Raw genomic sequence first — 16,563 nt, 5'->3', positions numbered from 1 at the left:
GCCAGGGTGACGCAGAGCGTCACCGGCTGCATTCCCACGCGGAGCGTGGGAACGAGCACCCCGCGCACCCCTCGTTCCCACGCTCTGCGTGGTAACGCCTCGTGGGACGCTCCGCGTCCCGCCATCCAACGCGTGCTTGAGCCTTGCGCCAGGGTGACGCGGAGCGTCACCGGATGCATTCCCACGCGGAGCGTGGGAACGAGCACCCCGCGCGCCCCTCGTTCCCACGCTCTGCGTGGTAACGCCTCCTGGGACGCTCCGCGTCCCGCCATCCAACGCGTATTTGAGCCTTGCGCCAGGGTGACGCAGAGCGTCACCGGCTGCATTCCCACGCGGAGCGTGGGAACGATCACCCCCGCCGCCCCTCGTTCCCACGCTCTGCGTGGGAATGCCTCCTGGGACGCTCTGCGTCCCGCCATTCAGCGTGCACTTGAGCCTTGCGCCAGGGGTGACGCGGAGCGTCACCGGCTGCATTCCCACGCAGAGCGTGGGAACGATCACCACGAGCACCACCGCAGCGCCGCGTTTGGTGATATGAATATTCTATTTGGGTATTTAAAATTTGCTTTTTATACCTATAAAGTCATCCCCTCCCGGCGTTACCCACGCCCACCCGGACTGCACCACCGCCGCATTACCCCTGCGGCGTCAGGGATCTCAGATGACCTTCGATTACGCCTTTATCCTCAGTACCCTCCCGGCGTTTCTCAAAGCCGTGGGAGTCACCCTGCAAGTGGGCCTGATCGCCATCGCCACTTCGCTTGCAGTCGCGCTGGTCAACGCCGCCTTGCTGGTGTTTCGCACGCCGTACGCGTGGCGCCTGGTGGCGCTGTACGTCGAGCTGGCGCGCAACACGCCGTTGCTGATCCAACTGTTTTTCGTGTACTTCGCCTTGCCCGCACTGGGGCTCAACATCTCCGGTTTCTGGGCCGCGATTATCACCATGACGTTCCTGGGCGGCGCCTACCTCACCGAAGTGCTGCGCGCCGGGGTGGAAGCGGTGCCGGTGGCGCAGATCGAGTCCGGCAAGTCCATCGGTTTGTCTGACTGGCAACTGCTGCGCCACGTCATCCTGCCCCAGGCCGGGATCCTCAGCTTGCCCGCGCTGTTCGCCAATTTCATTTTCCTGCTCAAGGAAACCACCGTCGTCTCGGCGGTGGCGGTGCCCGAGATTCTCTACACCACCAAAAACTACATCGCCCTCTACTACAAAACCTACGAAATGCTCGCCGTGCTCACGCTGATCTGTGTGCTGTTATTCCTGCCACTGTCGCTGCTGCTCAGCCGCCTGGAACGGAGGATCCAACATGGCCAGTTCGGGTCTTGAATTGCTCTGGATCTCGTTGCCGCAACTGGGCAAGGGCGCGGCGCAAACCTTGTCGATCTCATTTCTGAGCATCGCCTTCAGCACCGTCGGCGGCGTGCTCTATGGCGTGTTGCGCACCTTAAATAACCAGGTCATCAACGCCGTGCTGCGGGTGTACCTGGAACTGTTTCGCGCCATCCCGGTGCTGGTGTGGCTGTACCTGCTGTTTTTTGGCCTGCCGATTTTCTTTGCGTTGAGCCTGCCAAGCTTCTGGTGCGCGGTGCTGGTGCTGTCCCTGTGGGGCGCCAGCGAAGTGGGCGAGGTGGTGCGCGGCGCCTTGCACTCGTTGCCCCGCGGGCAGCGCGAAGCGGGCCTGTCGATTGGCCTGTCGGCGCCGCAACTGTACGGCTACGTGCTGCTGCCCCAGGCCCTCAAACGCATGACCCCACCGACCATCAACGTGTACACGCGCCTGATCAAGACCAGCTCGCTGGCGGTGCTGATCGGCGTGGTGGACATCATCAAAGTGGGCCAACAAATCATCGAGCGCACCTACGAGTCGGTGTTGATCTATGGCGCGCTGTTCCTGTTTTTCTTCTTTATCTGCTACCCGTTGTCGGCCGCCTCCAAGGTGCTGGAACGGCGCTGGGCCAACGCATGAGCGCATTGATCGAGTTTCAGGGTTTCAACAAATACTTCGGTGAGGCGCAGGTGCTCAAGGGCATCGACCTGAGCGTGCACAGCGGCGAAGTGGTGGTGATCCTCGGCCCCAGCGGCTGCGGCAAAAGCACCTTGCTGCGCTGCCTCAACGGGCTGGAAACCGCCCACGGCGGCAGCTTGCGTTTTGCCGGCCGCGAGCTGTTGGGCAAGGCCACCGACTGGCGCCAGGTGCGCCAGGACATCGGCATGGTGTTCCAGAGCTACCACCTGTTCCCGCACATGAGCGTGCTCGACAACATCCTGCTCGGCCCGCTCAAAGTGCAAAAACGCAACGCCGCCCAGGCCCGTGCCCAAGCCGAAACCCTGCTGGCGCGCGTGGGCCTTTTGGACAAGCGCGACGCCTTCCCGCGCCAGCTCTCGGGCGGGCAGCAGCAACGCATCGCCATCGTCCGTTCGCTGTGCATGAACCCCCAGGTGATGCTGTTTGACGAAGTCACCGCCGCCCTCGACCCGGAAATGGTCAAGGAAGTGCTGGAAGTGATCCAGGGCCTGGCCCGTGACGGCATGACCCTGCTCATCGTGACCCACGAAATGGCCTTCGCCCGCGCCGTCGCCGACCGCGTGGTGTTCATGGAGGCCGGTCGCATCCTGGAGCAAAACACCCCCGAGGCATTCTTTACGAACCCGCAAACCGCACGCGCGCAGCAGTTCCTGGAGAAGTTCTCCTTTGTTTCAACACTGCCCAAAAAAACCAAGGAACTGGAACTGACATGAAAACTGCCAAGTACCCCCTGCTGTTACTGCCACTGCTCGGCCTCGCGTTGCTGGCCGGCTGCAACAAGGCTGAAGAGCCTGCCAAACCTGCCGCTGCGTCGGTGAGCTACCTCGACAAGATCAAAGCCCGCGACAAGCTGATCGTCGGCGTATTCACCGACAAGCCGCCGTTTGGTTTTGTCGACGAGGCCGGCCGCTATGTGGGCTTTGATACCGACATCGGTCGCCAATTCGCCAAGGACCTGCTGGGCGACGAAAACAAGGTCGAGTTCGTGGCCGTGGAACCGGCCAGCCGCATTCCGTTTTTGCAAAGCGACAAAGTTGACCTGATCCTGGCCAACATGACCGTGACGCCGGAGCGCAAGGACGCGGTGGACTTCACCAACCCTAACCTCAAGGTGGCCGTTCAGGCGCTGGTGCCCCAGGGCAGCGACGTGAAAAGCCTGAATGACCTGGCCACCCGCACCACCATCGTCACCACCGGCACCACGGCGGACATCTGGCTGACCAAAAACCACCCAGACTGGAAACTGCTCAAGTTCGAGAAAAACTCCGAGTCGCTGCAGGCGCTGTCGGCGGGCCGTGGTGATGCCTACGCGCAAGACAACCTGGTGCTGTTCAGCTGGGCCAAGCAGAACCCGGGCTACCGCGTGCTGGACGAAAAACTGGGCGACGAAGCACCCATTGCGCCAGCCGTGAAGAAGGGCAACACCGAGCTGCGCGACTGGGTGAACACCGAACTGGCCAAGTTGGGCGAGCAGAAGTACCTGCTCAAGCTGTATGACCAGTACGTGCGCAAAGAACTGAGCGACGACACCAAGCCTGAAAGCGTGATCGTTGAAGGCGGCAAGTGGCAGGGCTGATACAACCCTCGCGGGCAACACAGGGGCATGCGATGCATGCCCTTTAGTCCGGCCACTGCCACGCCGGTTCATCCAGCACCCGCTGGCCCACGATCTGTGTCTGGCCCATCACCTTTTCCAGCACGATCGAATTGCACGATTCATCCTGTTCCAGCGCCGCGATCAGGCGGCTGGCATGGGACACCACCCACACCTGGCAGTGCTGCGACGCCTTGATGATCAACCGCGCCAGCGCGGGCAGCAGGTCCGGGTGCAAGCTGGTTTCCGGTTCGTTCAGCACCATCATCGTCGGGGGCCGTGGGGTCAACAGCGCCGCCACCAGCAGCAAATACCGCAAGGTGCCGTCGGACAATTCCGCCGCCGACAAGGGGCGCAACAACCCGTCCTGATAAAACTCGATGGCAAAGCGTGCGCCCTGCAGCGGATGGATATCCAGGCGGGCACCGGGAAAGGCGTCGCTGACGGCTTGCTTGAGTGCGTCGGGGTCGCCGATTTCGCGAATGGTCTGCAACGCTGCCGCCAGGTCCCGGCCATCGTGGTGCAGCACCGGCGTGCGGGTGCCCAGTTGCGGCTGGCGTACCGGGGCGTCGGCGTCGCTGCGAAAGTGATCATAAAACCGCCAGCCGCGAATGCTTTCGCGCAACATCAACACTTCCGGCGAACCGCGCAGGTTGCCGACCTGATCGAACAGGCTGTGGTAGTTGGGCGTGTGCTGGGCCAGCACGTCCCAATCGCGCCCCTCACGTGCACGCACCATGGGGCCTGTGCGCTGCACCAAAAGGCTCGCCGGGCGATACACGGGACCGGCCCAGATGCATTCTTTCTTCACCTCGGGGTCCAGCGAGAAAAACGACGCGCTGGGTGTAGGCAAGCCTAGGGAGATGGCGTAGCTGAAGTCTTCACCGGCAAACCCCAGGCGCAGGCGCTTGGCACCCTTGGGCACGCTGGGCTCCACCGCCACCTCGCCGTTGAGCATGCGCCGGCTGATGGTTTCGGGCCCGGCCCAGTAGGTAGAGCCCAGCCCGCCCTCGCGGGCCAGCGCGTTGATCACCCCGCCCTGGGCGGTTTCGGCCAGCAGGCGCAGGGCGCGGTAGAGGTTGGACTTGCCGCTGCCGTTGGGACCGGTGATCAGGTTCAGGCGCTCCAGCGGCACCACCAATTGGTTGATTGAGCGGTAATTGGCCACCGCGAGCGTTTTGAGCATTTCACGTGTTTCCCGGTTGAGGGACAGGCATATTACGCCCCGCAGCGATCGATAGGCGGGTTCCTGCCGATCACGGAACCCTGAACTAAGCTCACAGTCGCATAAACACGGCACGTCGGCATCACGCAAAAGGAGCCTGCATGGGCGGTCCCATTTCTACCCTTGTTCTCAGCCTTGGCCTGGTGGCCCTGCTCACCGGCTGCGGCCAGGAAAAAGCCGAGCCCAAGGCTCATTCCCGGGTGTTTGTGCAAACCGTGCAACCCGCCGATTTTGCGGCGGCCGTGACGCTGACCGGGGACATCCAGGCCCGGGTGCAGGCCGACCTCTCGTTTCGCGTGGGCGGCAAGATCATCCAGCGCCTGGTGGACGTGGGCGACCGCGTCAGCGCCCGGCAAGTGCTGGCCAGGCTCGACCCCAAAGACTTGCAAACCAACGTCGATTCCGCCCAGGCCCAGGTCGTGGCCGAACAGGCCCGGGTCAAACAGACCGCCGCCGCCTTTGTGCGCCAGGAAAAACTGCTGCCCAAGGGCTACACCAGCCAAAGCGAATACGACGCCGCCCAAGCCGCCCTGCGCAGCAGCCAGAGCGCGCTGACCGCCGCCCAGGCGCAACTGGCCAATGCCCGTGAGCAACTGGGTTACACCGCGCTGATCGCCGAGGCGCCGGGGGTGATCACCGCACGCCAGGCCGAGGTGGGCCAGGTGGTGCAAGCCACCGTGCCGATTTTTAGCCTGGCCCGCGATGGCGAGCGGGACGCGGTGTTCAACGTCTACGAATCCCTGCTGGTAGAGCCGCCACCGGACGTGGCGATTACCGTGAGCCTGCTCGACAACCCAAGCATCAAGGCCGTGGGCCGGGTGCGCGAAGTGACGCCTGCCGTGGCCGCCAACACCGGCACCGTGCAAGTCAAGATCGCCCTGGACAGCCTGCCCAAAGGCATGGAGCTGGGCTCGGTGGTGAGCGCCACCGCCAACGGGCCCGCCAAGGCCAGCATCGAATTGCCCTGGGCGGCGCTGACCAAAGACCTCAACGCGCCCGCCGTGTGGCTGGTGGACGGCGATAACCAGGCGCAGTTGCACAAGGTCACGGTGGCCCGCTACCTCACCGGCAAAGTCATCATTGGCGACGGCCTCAAGGGCGGCGAAAAAGTCGTGGTGGCCGGTGGGCAATTGCTGCACCCCGGCATGCGCGTCGAAATCGCCCAGCCGCAAGGAGCCCAGCCATGAAGCGGCTTACGGCAGTGCTCGCCGCCAGCCTGTGGCTCGCGGCCTGCTCCAAGCAGGAGCCCGCGCCCGACCCGGTGCGCCCGGTGCTGTCCATCGAGGTGAAAGCCGAAGACCAGGAAAACCTCGGCCGCTTTGCCGGCACCATCCAGGCCCGCTATGAAAGCAACCTGGGCTTTCGCGTGCCCGGCCGCATCGCCCGTCGCGCCGTGGACGTGGGCGCCGAAGTGGAAAAGGGCGCCGTGCTGGCCGTGCTCGACCCCACCGACCAGCAAAACCAGCTGCGCGCCGCCCAGGGCGACCTGGCCCGCATACAGGCCCAATACATCAACGCCCAGGCCAACGCGCGCCGCCAGCAGTCGCTGTTCGACCGTGGCGTCGGCGCCCAGGCGCAACTGGACGTGGCCCAGACCGACTTGAAAACCACCCAGGCCACCCTCGACCAGGCCAAGGCCTCGGTCAGCCAGGCCAAAGACCAGCTCAACTATGCCCAACTGCGTACCGACCACGCAGGCATCGTCACCGCCTGGAACGCCGAAGCCGGGCAGGTGGTGAGTGCCGGTCAGCAGGTGGTGACCCTGGCCCGCCCCGACGTCAAGGAAGCGGTGATCGACCTGCCCGCCGGCCTGGCCGAGCGCCTGCCCGCCGATGTGGTGTTTCGCGTGGCCGAGCAGTTGAACCCCGGGGTGAGCACCACCGCCATCGTGCGTGAGATCGAGCCCCAGGCCCAAAGCGCCACCCGCACCCGTCGCGCCCGCCTGAGCCTGGCCCAGACGCCCGCGGCGTTTCGCCTGGGCACCGCCATCAGCGTCACCCTCAGCTCGGCCATCGCGCCGCGCATTGAACTGCCGTTGAGCGCGGTGCAAACCGTGGACGGCAAGACCCGCCTGTGGATCGTCGACACCCAGGCCCAGACCGTGCAGCCGCGCGAGGTCACGGTTGTCAGCCGCGACGCCGAGAGCGTGCTGCTCAACGGCGGCGTCAAGGCCGGTGAGCGGGTGGTGAGCGCGGGCGTGAACAGCCTGAAATCCGGGCAAAAAGTCAAAATCGACGAGGACAGCCCGCGATGAACGGCCGTTTCAACTTATCTGACTGGGCGTTGAAGCATCAGTCGTTCGTCTGGTACTTGATGTTCGTCGCGCTGCTGATGGGCGTGTTTTCCTACCTGAACCTGGGCCGTGAGGAAGACCCGTCCTTCACCATCAAGACCATGGTCATCCAGACCCGCTGGCCCGGCGCCACCCAGGAAGAAACCCTCAAGCAAGTCACCGACCGCATCGAGAAAAAACTCGAAGAGCTGGACGCGCTCGACTACGTGAAAAGCTACACGCGCCCCGGCGAGTCCACGGTGTTTGTGTTTTTGCGCGACACCACCAGCGCCAAGGACATTCCGGGCATCTGGTATCAGGTGCGCAAAAAGATCGACGACATTCGCGGCAGCTTCCCCCAGGGCTTGCAGGGCCCGGCGTTCAACGACGAGTTCGGTGATGTGTTCGGTTCGGTCTACGCGTTTACCGCCGATGGCCTGTCGATGCGCCAGCTGCGCGATTACGTGGAGCAGGTGCGCGCCGAGATCCGCTCGGTGTCGGGGCTGGGCAAGGTCGAGATGATCGGCCAGCAGGACGAAGTGCTGTACCTGAACTTTTCCACGCGCAAACTCGCCGCCCTGGGCATCGACCAGCGCCAGGTGGTGCAAAGCCTGCAATCGCAAAACGCCGTGACCCCGGCCGGGGTGATCGAGGCGGGGCCGGAGCGGATTTCGGTGCGCACCTCGGGGCAGTTCGCCTCCGAGAAAGACCTGGCCAACGTCAACCTGCGGCTCAACGATCGCTTCTACCGGCTGGCGGACGTGGCGGACATCACCCGCGGTTACGTCGACCCGTCCACCCCGATGTTTCGCGTCAACGGCAAACCGGCCATCGGGCTGGCCATCGCCATGCAAAAGGGCGGCAATATCCAGGACTTCGGCAAGGCCCTGCACCAGCGCATGGACGAGCTCACCGCCGACCTGCCGGTGGGCGTGGGCGTGCACAAGGTGTCGGACCAGGCCGAGGTGGTGCAAGAGGCCGTGGGCGGCTTTACCAGCGCGCTGTTCGAGGCGGTGATCATCGTGCTGGTGGTGAGTTTTATCAGCCTGGGTATGCGCGCAGGGTTGGTGGTGGCGTGCTCGATCCCGCTGGTGCTGGCGCTGGTGTTCGTGTTCATGGAGTACAGCGGCATCACCATGCAGCGGGTGTCGCTGGGCGCGTTGATCATTGCCTTGGGCCTGTTGGTGGACGACGCGATGATCACCGTGGAAATGATGATCACGCGCCTGGAAAAAGGCGAAACCAAAGCGCAGGCGGCCACCTACGCCTACACCTCCACGGCCTTCCCGATGCTCACCGGCACCCTGGTGACGGTGGCAGGCTTTGTGCCGATTGGCCTTAACGCGAGTTCGGCGGGCGAGTACACCTTTACCCTGTTTGCGGTGATCGCCGTGGCCAAGCTGGTGTCGTGGGGCGTGGCGGTGCTGTTCGCGCCGGTGCTGGGCGTGCACATCCTCAGCAGCCAGGTCAAACCGCACAACGCAGAACCGGGGCGGGTCGGCCGGGCGTTCAACGGCGGCATGCTGTGGGCCATGCGCAACCGCTGGTGGGCCATCGGCATTACCGTGCTGTTGTTTGCCGCCTCGGTGTTTTCCATGCAGTTTGTGCAGAACCAGTTTTTCCCCTCGTCGGACCGGCCCGAAATCCTGGTGGACCTGAACCTGCCGCAAAACGCCTCGATCAACGAAACCCGCAAAGCCGTTGACCGCCTCGAAGCGATCATCAAGGACGACCCGGACATTGCGCGCTGGAGCACCTACATCGGCCAGGGCGCGATCCGTTTCTACCTGCCGCTGGACCAGCAACTGGAAAACCCCTACTACGCGCAACTGGTGATCGTGAGCAAAGGCCTCAAGGAGCGCGGCGCGCTGATCGCGCGCCTGCAAAAACGCCTGCGCGATGACTTCGTGGGCGTGGGCAGCTTTGTGCAACCGCTGGAAATGGGCCCGCCGGTGGGGCGTCCGATCCAGTACCGGGTGTCGGGCAAAGACATCGACCAGGTGCGCAAACACGCGATCGCCCTGGCGACCCTGCTGGATCAAAACACCCACCTGGGCGAGATCGTCTACGACTGGAACGAGCCCGGCAAAGTCCTGCGCGTGGACATCGCCCAGGACAAGGCGCGGCAGCTGGGGCTGTCGTCCGAAGACGTTGCGCAGTTGATGAACAGCGTGGTCAGCGGCGCGGCGGTGACCCAGGTGCATGACGACATCTACCTGATCAACGTGGTCGGGCGCGCCGAAGACGCCGAGCGCGGCACGCCGGAAACCTTGCAGAACCTGCAGATCGTCACGCCCAACGGCACCTCGATTCCGCTGCTGGCGTTCGCCACCGTGCGTTACGAACTGGAGCAGCCGCTGGTGTGGCGTCGCGACCGCAAGCCGACGATTACCGTAAAAGCCTCGGTGCGCGACGACATGCAGCCCACCGACCTGGTGAAACAGCTCAAGCCGCAAATCGATAAGTTCAGCGCCCAATTGCCGGTGGGTTACAAGGTGGCCACCGGTGGCACCGTCGAAGAAAGCGGCAAGGCCCAGGGGCCGATCGCCAAGGTGGTGCCGCTGATGCTGTTCCTGATGGCGACCTTTTTGATGATCCAACTGCACAGCGTGCAGAAGATGTTCCTGGTGGCCAGCGTGGCGCCGCTGGGGTTGATCGGCGTGGTGCTGGCTCTGATTCCCACGGGCACGCCGATGGGGTTCGTGGCGATCCTGGGCATCCTGGCGCTGATCGGCATCATCATCCGTAACTCGGTGATTCTGGTGACCCAGATCGACGCCTACGAGCGCGACGGCTATACGCCGTGGGACGCGGTGGTGGAGGCCACCGAACACCGGCGCCGGCCCATCCTGCTGACGGCGGCAGCGGCGAGCCTGGGCATGATCCCCATCGCGCGGGAGGTGTTCTGGGGGCCGATGGCCTACGCGATGATCGGCGGCATCATCATCGCCACCTTGCTGACGCTGCTGTTTCTGCCTGCGCTGTACGTGGCCTGGTACAAAATCCGCGAGCCGAAAAAAGACGCGGCCTGATATACCGGATCGCTCCCTCTTGCGCGTGGGAGCGATCTTTAAAGTGTGTGGGACCGCTCTTGGTCACACTTAATTACCGTTTTCAGCGGGCCTGCTGTTCTACCCTGCGGCATCGATTCATCTGCCAAAGGCCCTTGCCCATGCGTCGCTTTCTGCTGGCTTTTACCCTGCTGCTGTCCCCCTTGGCCCTGGCCGACACGGTGCTGGAAAACGCCGTGTGGCGGGTTGAACTCGACCCTGCCACGCTGGCGATCCGCGTCACCCCCCAAGGCAAAGGCGCCGTGCAGGCCTCCAGCGGCGTGGCCGCCCATGCAGTCGATCAACTCGTTCAAACTGCCCGCCAGGCCCGCTGGCAATGGGACGAGGGTGCCTATCACCTGAGCGCCACCCTTGAGGCGGGCGATCTCAGCCTCAGCATCACCGCCCGGGCGGCGGGCGAACTGGCGATCCTCCAGCAACCCGCCAGCGCGTTTGGCAACGGCGTGATCTGGCCGCTGGCCGAGGGGCATTACGTGCCGGCGGGCAAGCCGGTGTGGCGCGACTTTTTGCTGGACCAGGGCGCACTCAACTCCACCCAGGACCTGAGTTTGCCGCTGTGGGGGGTGGCGCATGACGGCTTCACCCTTAACTGGCTGCTCACCCAGCCTTTCAACAACCGCCTGCACTGGCGCGCCGAGGGCTCGGGGCTGGCGTTGTCGATGTCCCACACATTCACCGCGCTGGACCCGGGCGCACCGCTGACCCTGCTGCTGCACCTGGGCGACAGTGACCCGCTGGCCGGGGCCAAGCGTTATCGCCAATGGTTGGTGGAGCAGGGCCGTTATGAGCCCCTGGCCGACAAGCTGGTGCAGACCCCCGACGCTGCAAAACTGCTGGGCGCTAGCCACGTTTACCTGTGGGGCAACGACCTGCTCGGCCCGGGGGATGTGCAAGACTGGCCGCGGTTGCTCAAGGTGCTGCAAGGCGACAGGGCCTGGCGTGATCTGCTGGATGCAGAGGCACGGCAAACACTGCAAGCCCCCACGCTGACGGTGTATCAACAGAGCGTGCTGCTGCGCGGCCTTAATGCGGCCTTCAACAAAAAAGCCCGGCGAGCCTGGCAAGACCGCGTCGAGCCCGACATGACCCAGCTGGCCGCCCGCTATGGCGCCGTGCGCCAGGAAGTGGCGCTCACGTTCGCCGGGGCGTTGACGCCCGCACCGGCCAAATGGGGCAGCACCTTGTCGACCAGCACCCTCAAGGCCTTGCAGCACGCGGGGCTGGAACGCCTGCTGCTGACCCTCGGCGAAGGCTGGGAAGGCGGCCTGTGGCACCCCGAAACGGTACGCGCAGGGGTGAATGCCGGTTACCTGATGGCGCCCTACGATTCCTACGAAACCGCGCTGTCGGCCAGTGAAAACCCCGACTGGACCACCGCGCACCTGGGCAGCAAGGCCCACCGCGACTGCGCCATCGTGCTGCGCGATGGCCGCTTCAAGACCGGCTTCCAGCAGTCCGGCCACTACACCGACCCCCGTTGCGTGCGGCCCCTGCTGCAAGCGCGAGTGCAGGCGGTACAGGCCGCAGCGGGTTTCAACGCCTGGTTCCTCGACGCCTACGCCACCGCCATGGTGTTCGACAGCTACCGCGACGGCGCCACGATGACCCAGGCGCAAAACGCTGGGGGCAACATCGACGCTTCTCGCTGGATCAACACCACCCTCAAACTGCCGTCGGGCTCCGAAGACGGCAACGCCGTCACTGCCCAAGGCATCCTGTTCGCCCACGGCATGCAGACGCCGGTGATCGGCTGGGGCGACCGGCAGATGACAAAGGACACCGCCTCGCCCTACTACGTGGGCAACTGGTATCCGCCGGAGCAACCGACAGTGTTTTTCAAACCGGCGCAGGTAAAGCCCACGTTACGCACCGTGCACTTCGACCCGGCAATGCGCCTGCCGTTGTACCAGGCGGTGTTTCACGGCTCGGTCATCACCACGCACCACTGGCTGTTCGACAGCCTCAAGCTGAGCAACGTGCGCGTGGAAAACGAGCTGACGCAGCTGCTCTACAACGTGCCGCCGCTGTACCACCTCAATGCCGCGACCCTGGCCCAGCGCGTGCCGCTCATGGTGCGCCAGGACCGGTTTTTCCGACCGCTGCACCAGCGCCTGGCCACACAGGCGCTGACTGATTTTCGCTGGCTGAGCGAGGACCGGCGTGTGCAACAGACCACCTTTGCAGACGGCACCCGGCTGGTGGCGGACTTTGATGCCGCCACGGTCACAGCCTACGTGGTGGGTGAGCCGCCGGTGGTGTATCGCGCGCGCCTTTAAACCTTGCGCCACACACTCGCCAACCAGGGCTGCTGCTCACGAGGCAGCCCGGCGGGCCGGTAGTAATGCTCCAACTCCACAAAACCCGCCGCCGTCAGCAACGCCTGCCACGCCGCAAGGTCGTGGTAGGCGCCATAGCGAGGCCCGTTCCAACCCTCCTGGTTCTGCCCCCGGGGGTTGGAGCTGAACAACACACCGCCGTCCTTCAACGTCCCGTGAAGCTGCTTGAGCACCCGGGGCAACTCCTGCTTGGGCACATGAAACAGCACCGCATTGGCAAACACCCCGTCAAAGCGCCCGGTGGGCAAGTCCAGCTTCAGAAAGTCTTGCTGCAACACCTCGCAGCCGCTGTCTTCACGCGCCATCTGCGCAAACCGCTCCGACCCGTCCAGCCCCACCGCCACATGCCCCCTGCGCGTCAACGCGCGCAAATCACGCCCCGGCCCGCAGCCAAAATCCAGCACCGTAAACGGCGCCTCCCCCCGGATATGGCGCAACAGCGCGTCGATGTTCTGGCTCACATCGTGATCACGTGTCCCTTCCCGAAAGTCCTCGGCCACGGCGTTGTAGTGGTCGAGCGTGGCAGAGGTGATGTGGTTGAGGTCGTCAGGGGCGAGTTTCATGGCAGGCTGCACCGCAGTGGTTGGTGGGCCGACTATACCTTGTGAGGGCCGGTTTGCTTATCCCGCGTCCCTCGTTTGGGCATGACGCTGGTTTTCAATGAGGTGGAAACACAAACCCGTTATTTCTGACGGTGTCATCCGGCACCTCTTTTATTGCACTGCTTTTCAGGGTTTGCGCCCCGAATGAGTTTTGTGTGCATGTTCGCGTCTGCACGCGGCGCTCGTGGTGAGTCACTTCCAGAAAGGCCCTGGCGCCTGGTTTTTCCTGTGGAATGCCAAACACATAGGCGTATCCGGAGGATCGAAATCCCAGGTACGTGGTGTCAGTGGCTTTATCCACCCAGCGATAAACCGGCGCGCGATTTGAAAAAGACTTACGCCATTCAATGTGCGCACGTGTGCCGAACGTGTAGGTCACCCTCGTTTTGTTGGCATTGGCACAAAAGGACACCGTCCGGCCCTGGTTTTCGTCCATCTGGCAGGAGGCGATCATCCATTCGGTTGCGCTACACAAGCCTCCTTCAGCGGCGGTTGCCATCGGCGTCAGGCACACGAGCGCCACGGGCATACAGGCCAGTAATGTGTTTTTTATCACGTGAGTACTCGCTCAATTAGCCGGTAGGCCGCTTCTCGTTCTTCAAGCCCCATTTGGCCTGGTGGGCGAGCCGCCCGTTGCGCAGGCTAATCGGGTGAGTTGTGATAGCGAATGGCCCCTGTCCTTGAACGGATGGCTCCAGCTCTGCAAAGGCTGCAGGTCTGACATGATGAAGGCGCTCCGGGATTGGCGGGAGCCCGGAGCGTAAAGTCTTGTTATCTGTGATTGATGTCGGAAAATTTCCCTTTTTCAGAAGGCTACTTCCGAGCGTGATCAGACGGATCGGGGCGATCCTCACATCAGCCGATCCCCCGCGATTTCAGCGCTTATTGAGCACCCGCGCCAGCTTGTCGCCGCCCAACTGAATCACCGCCACGCCGATCACCAGCAGCACAATCACCGTCAGCATGATTTGTGTGTCGAACCGCTGATACCCGTAGCGGTACGCGATGTCTCCAAGCCCTCCGGCGCCAATGGCGCCGGCCATGGCGGATGAGTTGATCATGGTGACCAGGGTGATGGTGAACCCGCCGACGATGCCCGGCAGCGCTTCGGGCAGCAGCACGTGCCAGATGATGTGCCAGCGGCGGCAGCCCATGGCCTGGGCGGCTTCGATCAGGCCGTGGTCGACTTCGCGCAGGCTGACTTCGGCGATGCGGGCGAAGAACGGGGTGGCGGCGATGGTCAGGGGGACTACGGCGGCCCACACGCCGTAGGTGGTGCCCACGATCAGGCGGGTGAAGGGGATCAGCGCGACCATCAGAATCAGGAACGGGATGGAGCGAAACAGGTTCACGAACGCCCCCAGCACGCGGTTCAGCAGCGGGGCCTGGTAGATGCCGCCTTTGTCGCTGGTCACCAGAAATACCGCCAGCGGGATGCCCGCCAGCAGGGCGATCAACGAGGACACGCCCACCATCAACAAGGTGTCGATGGCGCCTTGCAGTAAACGCTCAAACCACATAACCCAGCACCTCCACGTGTTGTGCCCAGCGTGCGGCGCGGGTGCGCAGGGCGTCGGCGGCCAGCGGTGAGCCGGTCACGGCCAGTAACAGTTGCCCCAGCGCATGGCCCTGGATGCGTTCCACGCCGCCTTGCAGCAAACGCACGCGCCCGCCCAGGGCGTTGAACAGGGCGGCGAGGTCAGGCTCGTCGCGGTCAATGCCGGTGAATTGCAGGCGCAGCACCACGGCGGCGTCGCTGACGGGCTGCGGTTGCAGGCGCTGTTGCAGTTCTGCGGGCAGGGCGTGTTGCAGCGGTGCCAGCAGGATTTTGGTGACCGCATCCTGCGGGTTTCCGAACACCTGCCACACCGGGCCTTGCTCGACCACTTTGCCGTGTTCGAGCACCACCACGCGGTCGCAGATTTCGCGAATCACCGCCATCTCGTGGGTGATGAGCACGATGGTCAGGCCCAGGCGTGTGTTGATCTCGCGCAGCAGGGCAAGGATGGACTGGGTGGTTTCCGGGTCCAGCGCCGAGGTGGCTTCGTCGCACAGCAGAATCTGTGGGTCGTGCACCAGCGCGCGGGCGATGCCCACCCGCTGTTTTTGCCCGCCGGAGAGCTGCGCCGGGTAGGCCTTGTGTTTGTCGGGCAGGCCTACCAGTTCCAGCAACTCGCGCACTTTTTGCTCGCGGCGCGCTTTGGGCACACCGGCCACTTTCAGTGGCAGTTCGACGTTCTGCCACACGGTCTTGGCCGACATCAGATTGAAGTGCTGGAAGATCATGCCGATGCGTCGGCGCAGCGCCACCAGGCGGTCTTCGTCGAAGTCGCCGATGTCCACCTGATCGATCAGCACGCGGCCGCTGCTGGGCTGTTCCAGGCGGTTGATGGTGCGGATCAGCGACGACTTGCCCGCGCCGCTGCGGCCGATGATGCCAAACACTTCGCCGTGCTGGATCGCCAGGTCAATGCCCTGTAGCGCCTGCACCGTGCCGTTGTAGGTCTTGCCCAGGTTGATGAAGCGCACATGGGCGCGGTTGAGGTCCGGGTGCAGTTCGGTCTGCGTGGCGTCCCGGGGCGCGGTGCCCCGCGCGTGCAGGGCAGCGATAGCGGTGCTCATGGTCAGCCTTCCCAGCCGACCTGGTAGAGCGTACCCAGGGACTTGTCCAGCGCGGCGCGCACCACCGGCGAATGCTGGTAGATGTCGATGAATTTGATCAGGCGCGGGTCGGTTTTGCTCTTGGGCTGGATCACGAACTGGATCACGTATTCCTTGTGGTCGATGCCGTCGAACAGCAGGGCCGACTCGGGCGCAAAGGTCTTGGCCAGGCGGATGTAGGCGGGGTAGCCCTGCACCAGGTCGGCGTCGTCATAGGCGCGCACCAGTTGCACGGCTTCCACTTGCAGGATCTTGAGTTTCTTGGGGTTGCTGACGATGTCTTCTTCGGTGGCCTTGTAGCCCACGCCCGGCTTGAGGGTGATCAACCCGGCCTTGGCCAGCAGTTGCAGGCCGCGCCCGCTGTTGATCGGGTCGTTGGCGATGGCCACGGTGGCGCCTTGGGGCAGCGCGTCGAAGCTTGGGTATTTTTTCGAGTACAGGCCCACGTTGTTGATGATGCCGGGCGCGAACGGCACCAGGTCAAACCCGGCGGCGGCCTTGGCATTTTCCAGGAAGGGAATGTGCTGGAAATAGTTCACGTCGATATCCCCGGCGGCCAGGCTGACGTTGGGGGCGATCCAGTCGGTGAACTCCACCAGCTCGACCTTGAGGCCTTGTTTGCCGGCTTCCTCGACAGCCGCTTCCAGCGGGATAGCGAAGGCGGCGGTGGTGCCGACTTTCAGCGGCGCGTCGGCGGCGAAGGCGGCCGTGCTGAAGAGGCCGATGGCCAGGGCCAGGGCTTTGACCGGGCGAGAGAGCAAGGTGGTGTTCATGG

Annotated in this window: 14 protein-coding genes; 8 read left to right on the top strand and 6 right to left on the bottom strand. The window is 64.0% G+C overall.

Features of this window, described 5'->3' with window-relative positions; translation table 11 throughout:
* Positions 1–661 precede the first annotated feature (661 nt).
* From ACW9H9_RS21805 to ACW9H9_RS21790, 4 genes are read left to right on the top strand one after another with little or no spacing between them, the layout of a single operon-like run.
* Entirely contained in the window at positions 662–1,327 is a 666-nt protein-coding gene (locus ACW9H9_RS21805; RefSeq protein ID WP_457344412.1) for an amino acid ABC transporter permease, read from the top strand.
* Positions 1,308–1,967: an amino acid ABC transporter permease gene (locus ACW9H9_RS21800; protein WP_457344413.1), complete on the top strand. Its 660-nt coding sequence runs from the start codon at positions 1,308–1,310 to the stop codon at positions 1,965–1,967. The genes ACW9H9_RS21805 and ACW9H9_RS21800 overlap by 20 nt, the downstream gene beginning before the upstream one ends.
* Positions 1,964–2,740 (top strand): amino acid ABC transporter ATP-binding protein, encoded by a 777-nt coding sequence (locus ACW9H9_RS21795; RefSeq protein WP_457344414.1) that lies wholly within the window; start codon positions 1,964–1,966, stop codon positions 2,738–2,740. Before ACW9H9_RS21800 ends, ACW9H9_RS21795 begins: the two co-directional genes overlap by 4 nt.
* Complete coding sequence (locus tag ACW9H9_RS21790) at positions 2,737–3,603, top strand: transporter substrate-binding domain-containing protein (protein WP_457344415.1); 867 nt, start codon at positions 2,737–2,739, stop codon at positions 3,601–3,603. The genes ACW9H9_RS21795 and ACW9H9_RS21790 overlap by 4 nt, the downstream gene beginning before the upstream one ends.
* A 43-nt stretch (positions 3,604–3,646) precedes the next feature.
* Here the strand turns inward: ACW9H9_RS21790 and ACW9H9_RS21785 are convergent, their stop codons facing one another.
* A complete protein-coding gene (locus tag ACW9H9_RS21785) occupies positions 3,647–4,807 on the bottom strand; it encodes an AAA family ATPase (RefSeq protein ID WP_457344416.1) in 1,161 nt (386 codons plus the stop codon).
* A 140-nt stretch (positions 4,808–4,947) separates the two neighbouring features.
* Between ACW9H9_RS21785 and ACW9H9_RS21780 the strand changes: the two genes are divergently transcribed.
* The 4 genes from ACW9H9_RS21780 (at position 4,948) to ACW9H9_RS21765 (ending at position 12,465) form a co-directional block, all read left to right on the top strand.
* Entirely contained in the window at positions 4,948–6,033 is a 1,086-nt protein-coding gene (locus tag ACW9H9_RS21780; protein WP_457344417.1) for an efflux RND transporter periplasmic adaptor subunit, read from the top strand.
* Complete coding sequence (locus tag ACW9H9_RS21775; RefSeq protein ID WP_457344418.1) at positions 6,030–7,100, top strand: efflux RND transporter periplasmic adaptor subunit; 1,071 nt, start codon at positions 6,030–6,032, stop codon at positions 7,098–7,100. The genes ACW9H9_RS21780 and ACW9H9_RS21775 overlap by 4 nt, the downstream gene beginning before the upstream one ends.
* Positions 7,097–10,150 (top strand): efflux RND transporter permease subunit, encoded by a 3,054-nt coding sequence (locus tag ACW9H9_RS21770; protein WP_457344419.1) that lies wholly within the window; start codon positions 7,097–7,099, stop codon positions 10,148–10,150. The genes ACW9H9_RS21775 and ACW9H9_RS21770 overlap by 4 nt, the downstream gene beginning before the upstream one ends.
* A 140-nt stretch (positions 10,151–10,290) precedes the next feature.
* Positions 10,291–12,465 (top strand): glycoside hydrolase, encoded by a 2,175-nt coding sequence (locus tag ACW9H9_RS21765; RefSeq protein WP_457344420.1) that lies wholly within the window; start codon positions 10,291–10,293, stop codon positions 12,463–12,465.
* Here the strand turns inward: ACW9H9_RS21765 and ACW9H9_RS21760 are convergent.
* From ACW9H9_RS21760 to ACW9H9_RS21740, 5 genes are all read right to left on the bottom strand, one after another.
* Positions 12,462–13,088: a class I SAM-dependent methyltransferase gene (locus ACW9H9_RS21760; protein WP_457344421.1), complete on the bottom strand. Its 627-nt coding sequence runs from the start codon at positions 13,086–13,088 to the stop codon at positions 12,462–12,464. The genes ACW9H9_RS21765 and ACW9H9_RS21760 overlap by 4 nt on opposite strands.
* 94 nt (positions 13,089–13,182) lie before the next feature.
* Positions 13,183–13,683, bottom strand: coding sequence for a hypothetical protein (locus tag ACW9H9_RS21755; protein WP_457344422.1), 501 nt, complete (start codon positions 13,681–13,683; stop codon positions 13,183–13,185).
* A 319-nt stretch (positions 13,684–14,002) separates the two neighbouring features.
* Positions 14,003–14,647, bottom strand: a complete 645-nt coding sequence (locus ACW9H9_RS21750) for a methionine ABC transporter permease (RefSeq protein WP_457344424.1) — start codon at positions 14,645–14,647, stop codon at positions 14,003–14,005.
* Positions 14,637–15,749, bottom strand: a complete 1,113-nt coding sequence (locus tag ACW9H9_RS21745; protein ID WP_457344425.1) for a methionine ABC transporter ATP-binding protein — start codon at positions 15,747–15,749, stop codon at positions 14,637–14,639. Before ACW9H9_RS21745 ends, ACW9H9_RS21750 begins: the two co-directional genes overlap by 11 nt.
* A 2-nt stretch (positions 15,750–15,751) precedes the next feature.
* A complete protein-coding gene (locus tag ACW9H9_RS21740) occupies positions 15,752–16,561 on the bottom strand; it encodes a MetQ/NlpA family ABC transporter substrate-binding protein (protein WP_457344426.1) in 810 nt (269 codons plus the stop codon).
* Between the last annotated feature and the right edge of the window lie 2 nt (positions 16,562–16,563).

It is taken from the genome of Pseudomonas sp. SDO5215_S409 (assembly GCF_054071325.1).
Note: the sequence above shows the minus strand (reverse complement) of the source record. Positions and strands in the feature narration are given on the sequence as shown.

Excerpts from the sequence above, each read along its gene's own strand:
- ACW9H9_RS21800 (WP_457344413.1), top strand. The coding sequence starts at position 1,308 with ATGGCCAGTTCGGGTCTTGAATTGCTCTGGATCTCGTTGCCGCAACTG.
- ACW9H9_RS21740 (WP_457344426.1), bottom strand. The coding sequence starts at position 16,561 with ATGAACACCACCTTGCTCTCTCGCCCGGTCAAAGCCCTGGCCCTGGCC.
- ACW9H9_RS21760 (WP_457344421.1), bottom strand. The coding sequence starts at position 13,088 with ATGAAACTCGCCCCTGACGACCTCAACCACATCACCTCTGCCACGCTC.
- ACW9H9_RS21785 (WP_457344416.1), bottom strand. The coding sequence starts at position 4,807 with ATGCTCAAAACGCTCGCGGTGGCCAATTACCGCTCAATCAACCAATTG.
- ACW9H9_RS21805 (WP_457344412.1), top strand. The coding sequence starts at position 662 with ATGACCTTCGATTACGCCTTTATCCTCAGTACCCTCCCGGCGTTTCTC.
- ACW9H9_RS21780 (WP_457344417.1), top strand. The coding sequence starts at position 4,948 with ATGGGCGGTCCCATTTCTACCCTTGTTCTCAGCCTTGGCCTGGTGGCC.
- ACW9H9_RS21775 (WP_457344418.1), top strand. The coding sequence starts at position 6,030 with ATGAAGCGGCTTACGGCAGTGCTCGCCGCCAGCCTGTGGCTCGCGGCC.
- ACW9H9_RS21765 (WP_457344420.1), top strand. The coding sequence starts at position 10,291 with ATGCGTCGCTTTCTGCTGGCTTTTACCCTGCTGCTGTCCCCCTTGGCC.
- ACW9H9_RS21750 (WP_457344424.1), bottom strand. The coding sequence starts at position 14,647 with ATGTGGTTTGAGCGTTTACTGCAAGGCGCCATCGACACCTTGTTGATG.
- ACW9H9_RS21795 (WP_457344414.1), top strand. The coding sequence starts at position 1,964 with ATGAGCGCATTGATCGAGTTTCAGGGTTTCAACAAATACTTCGGTGAG.
- ACW9H9_RS21790 (WP_457344415.1), top strand. The coding sequence starts at position 2,737 with ATGAAAACTGCCAAGTACCCCCTGCTGTTACTGCCACTGCTCGGCCTC.
- ACW9H9_RS21770 (WP_457344419.1), top strand. The coding sequence starts at position 7,097 with ATGAACGGCCGTTTCAACTTATCTGACTGGGCGTTGAAGCATCAGTCG.
- ACW9H9_RS21745 (WP_457344425.1), bottom strand. The coding sequence starts at position 15,749 with ATGAGCACCGCTATCGCTGCCCTGCACGCGCGGGGCACCGCGCCCCGG.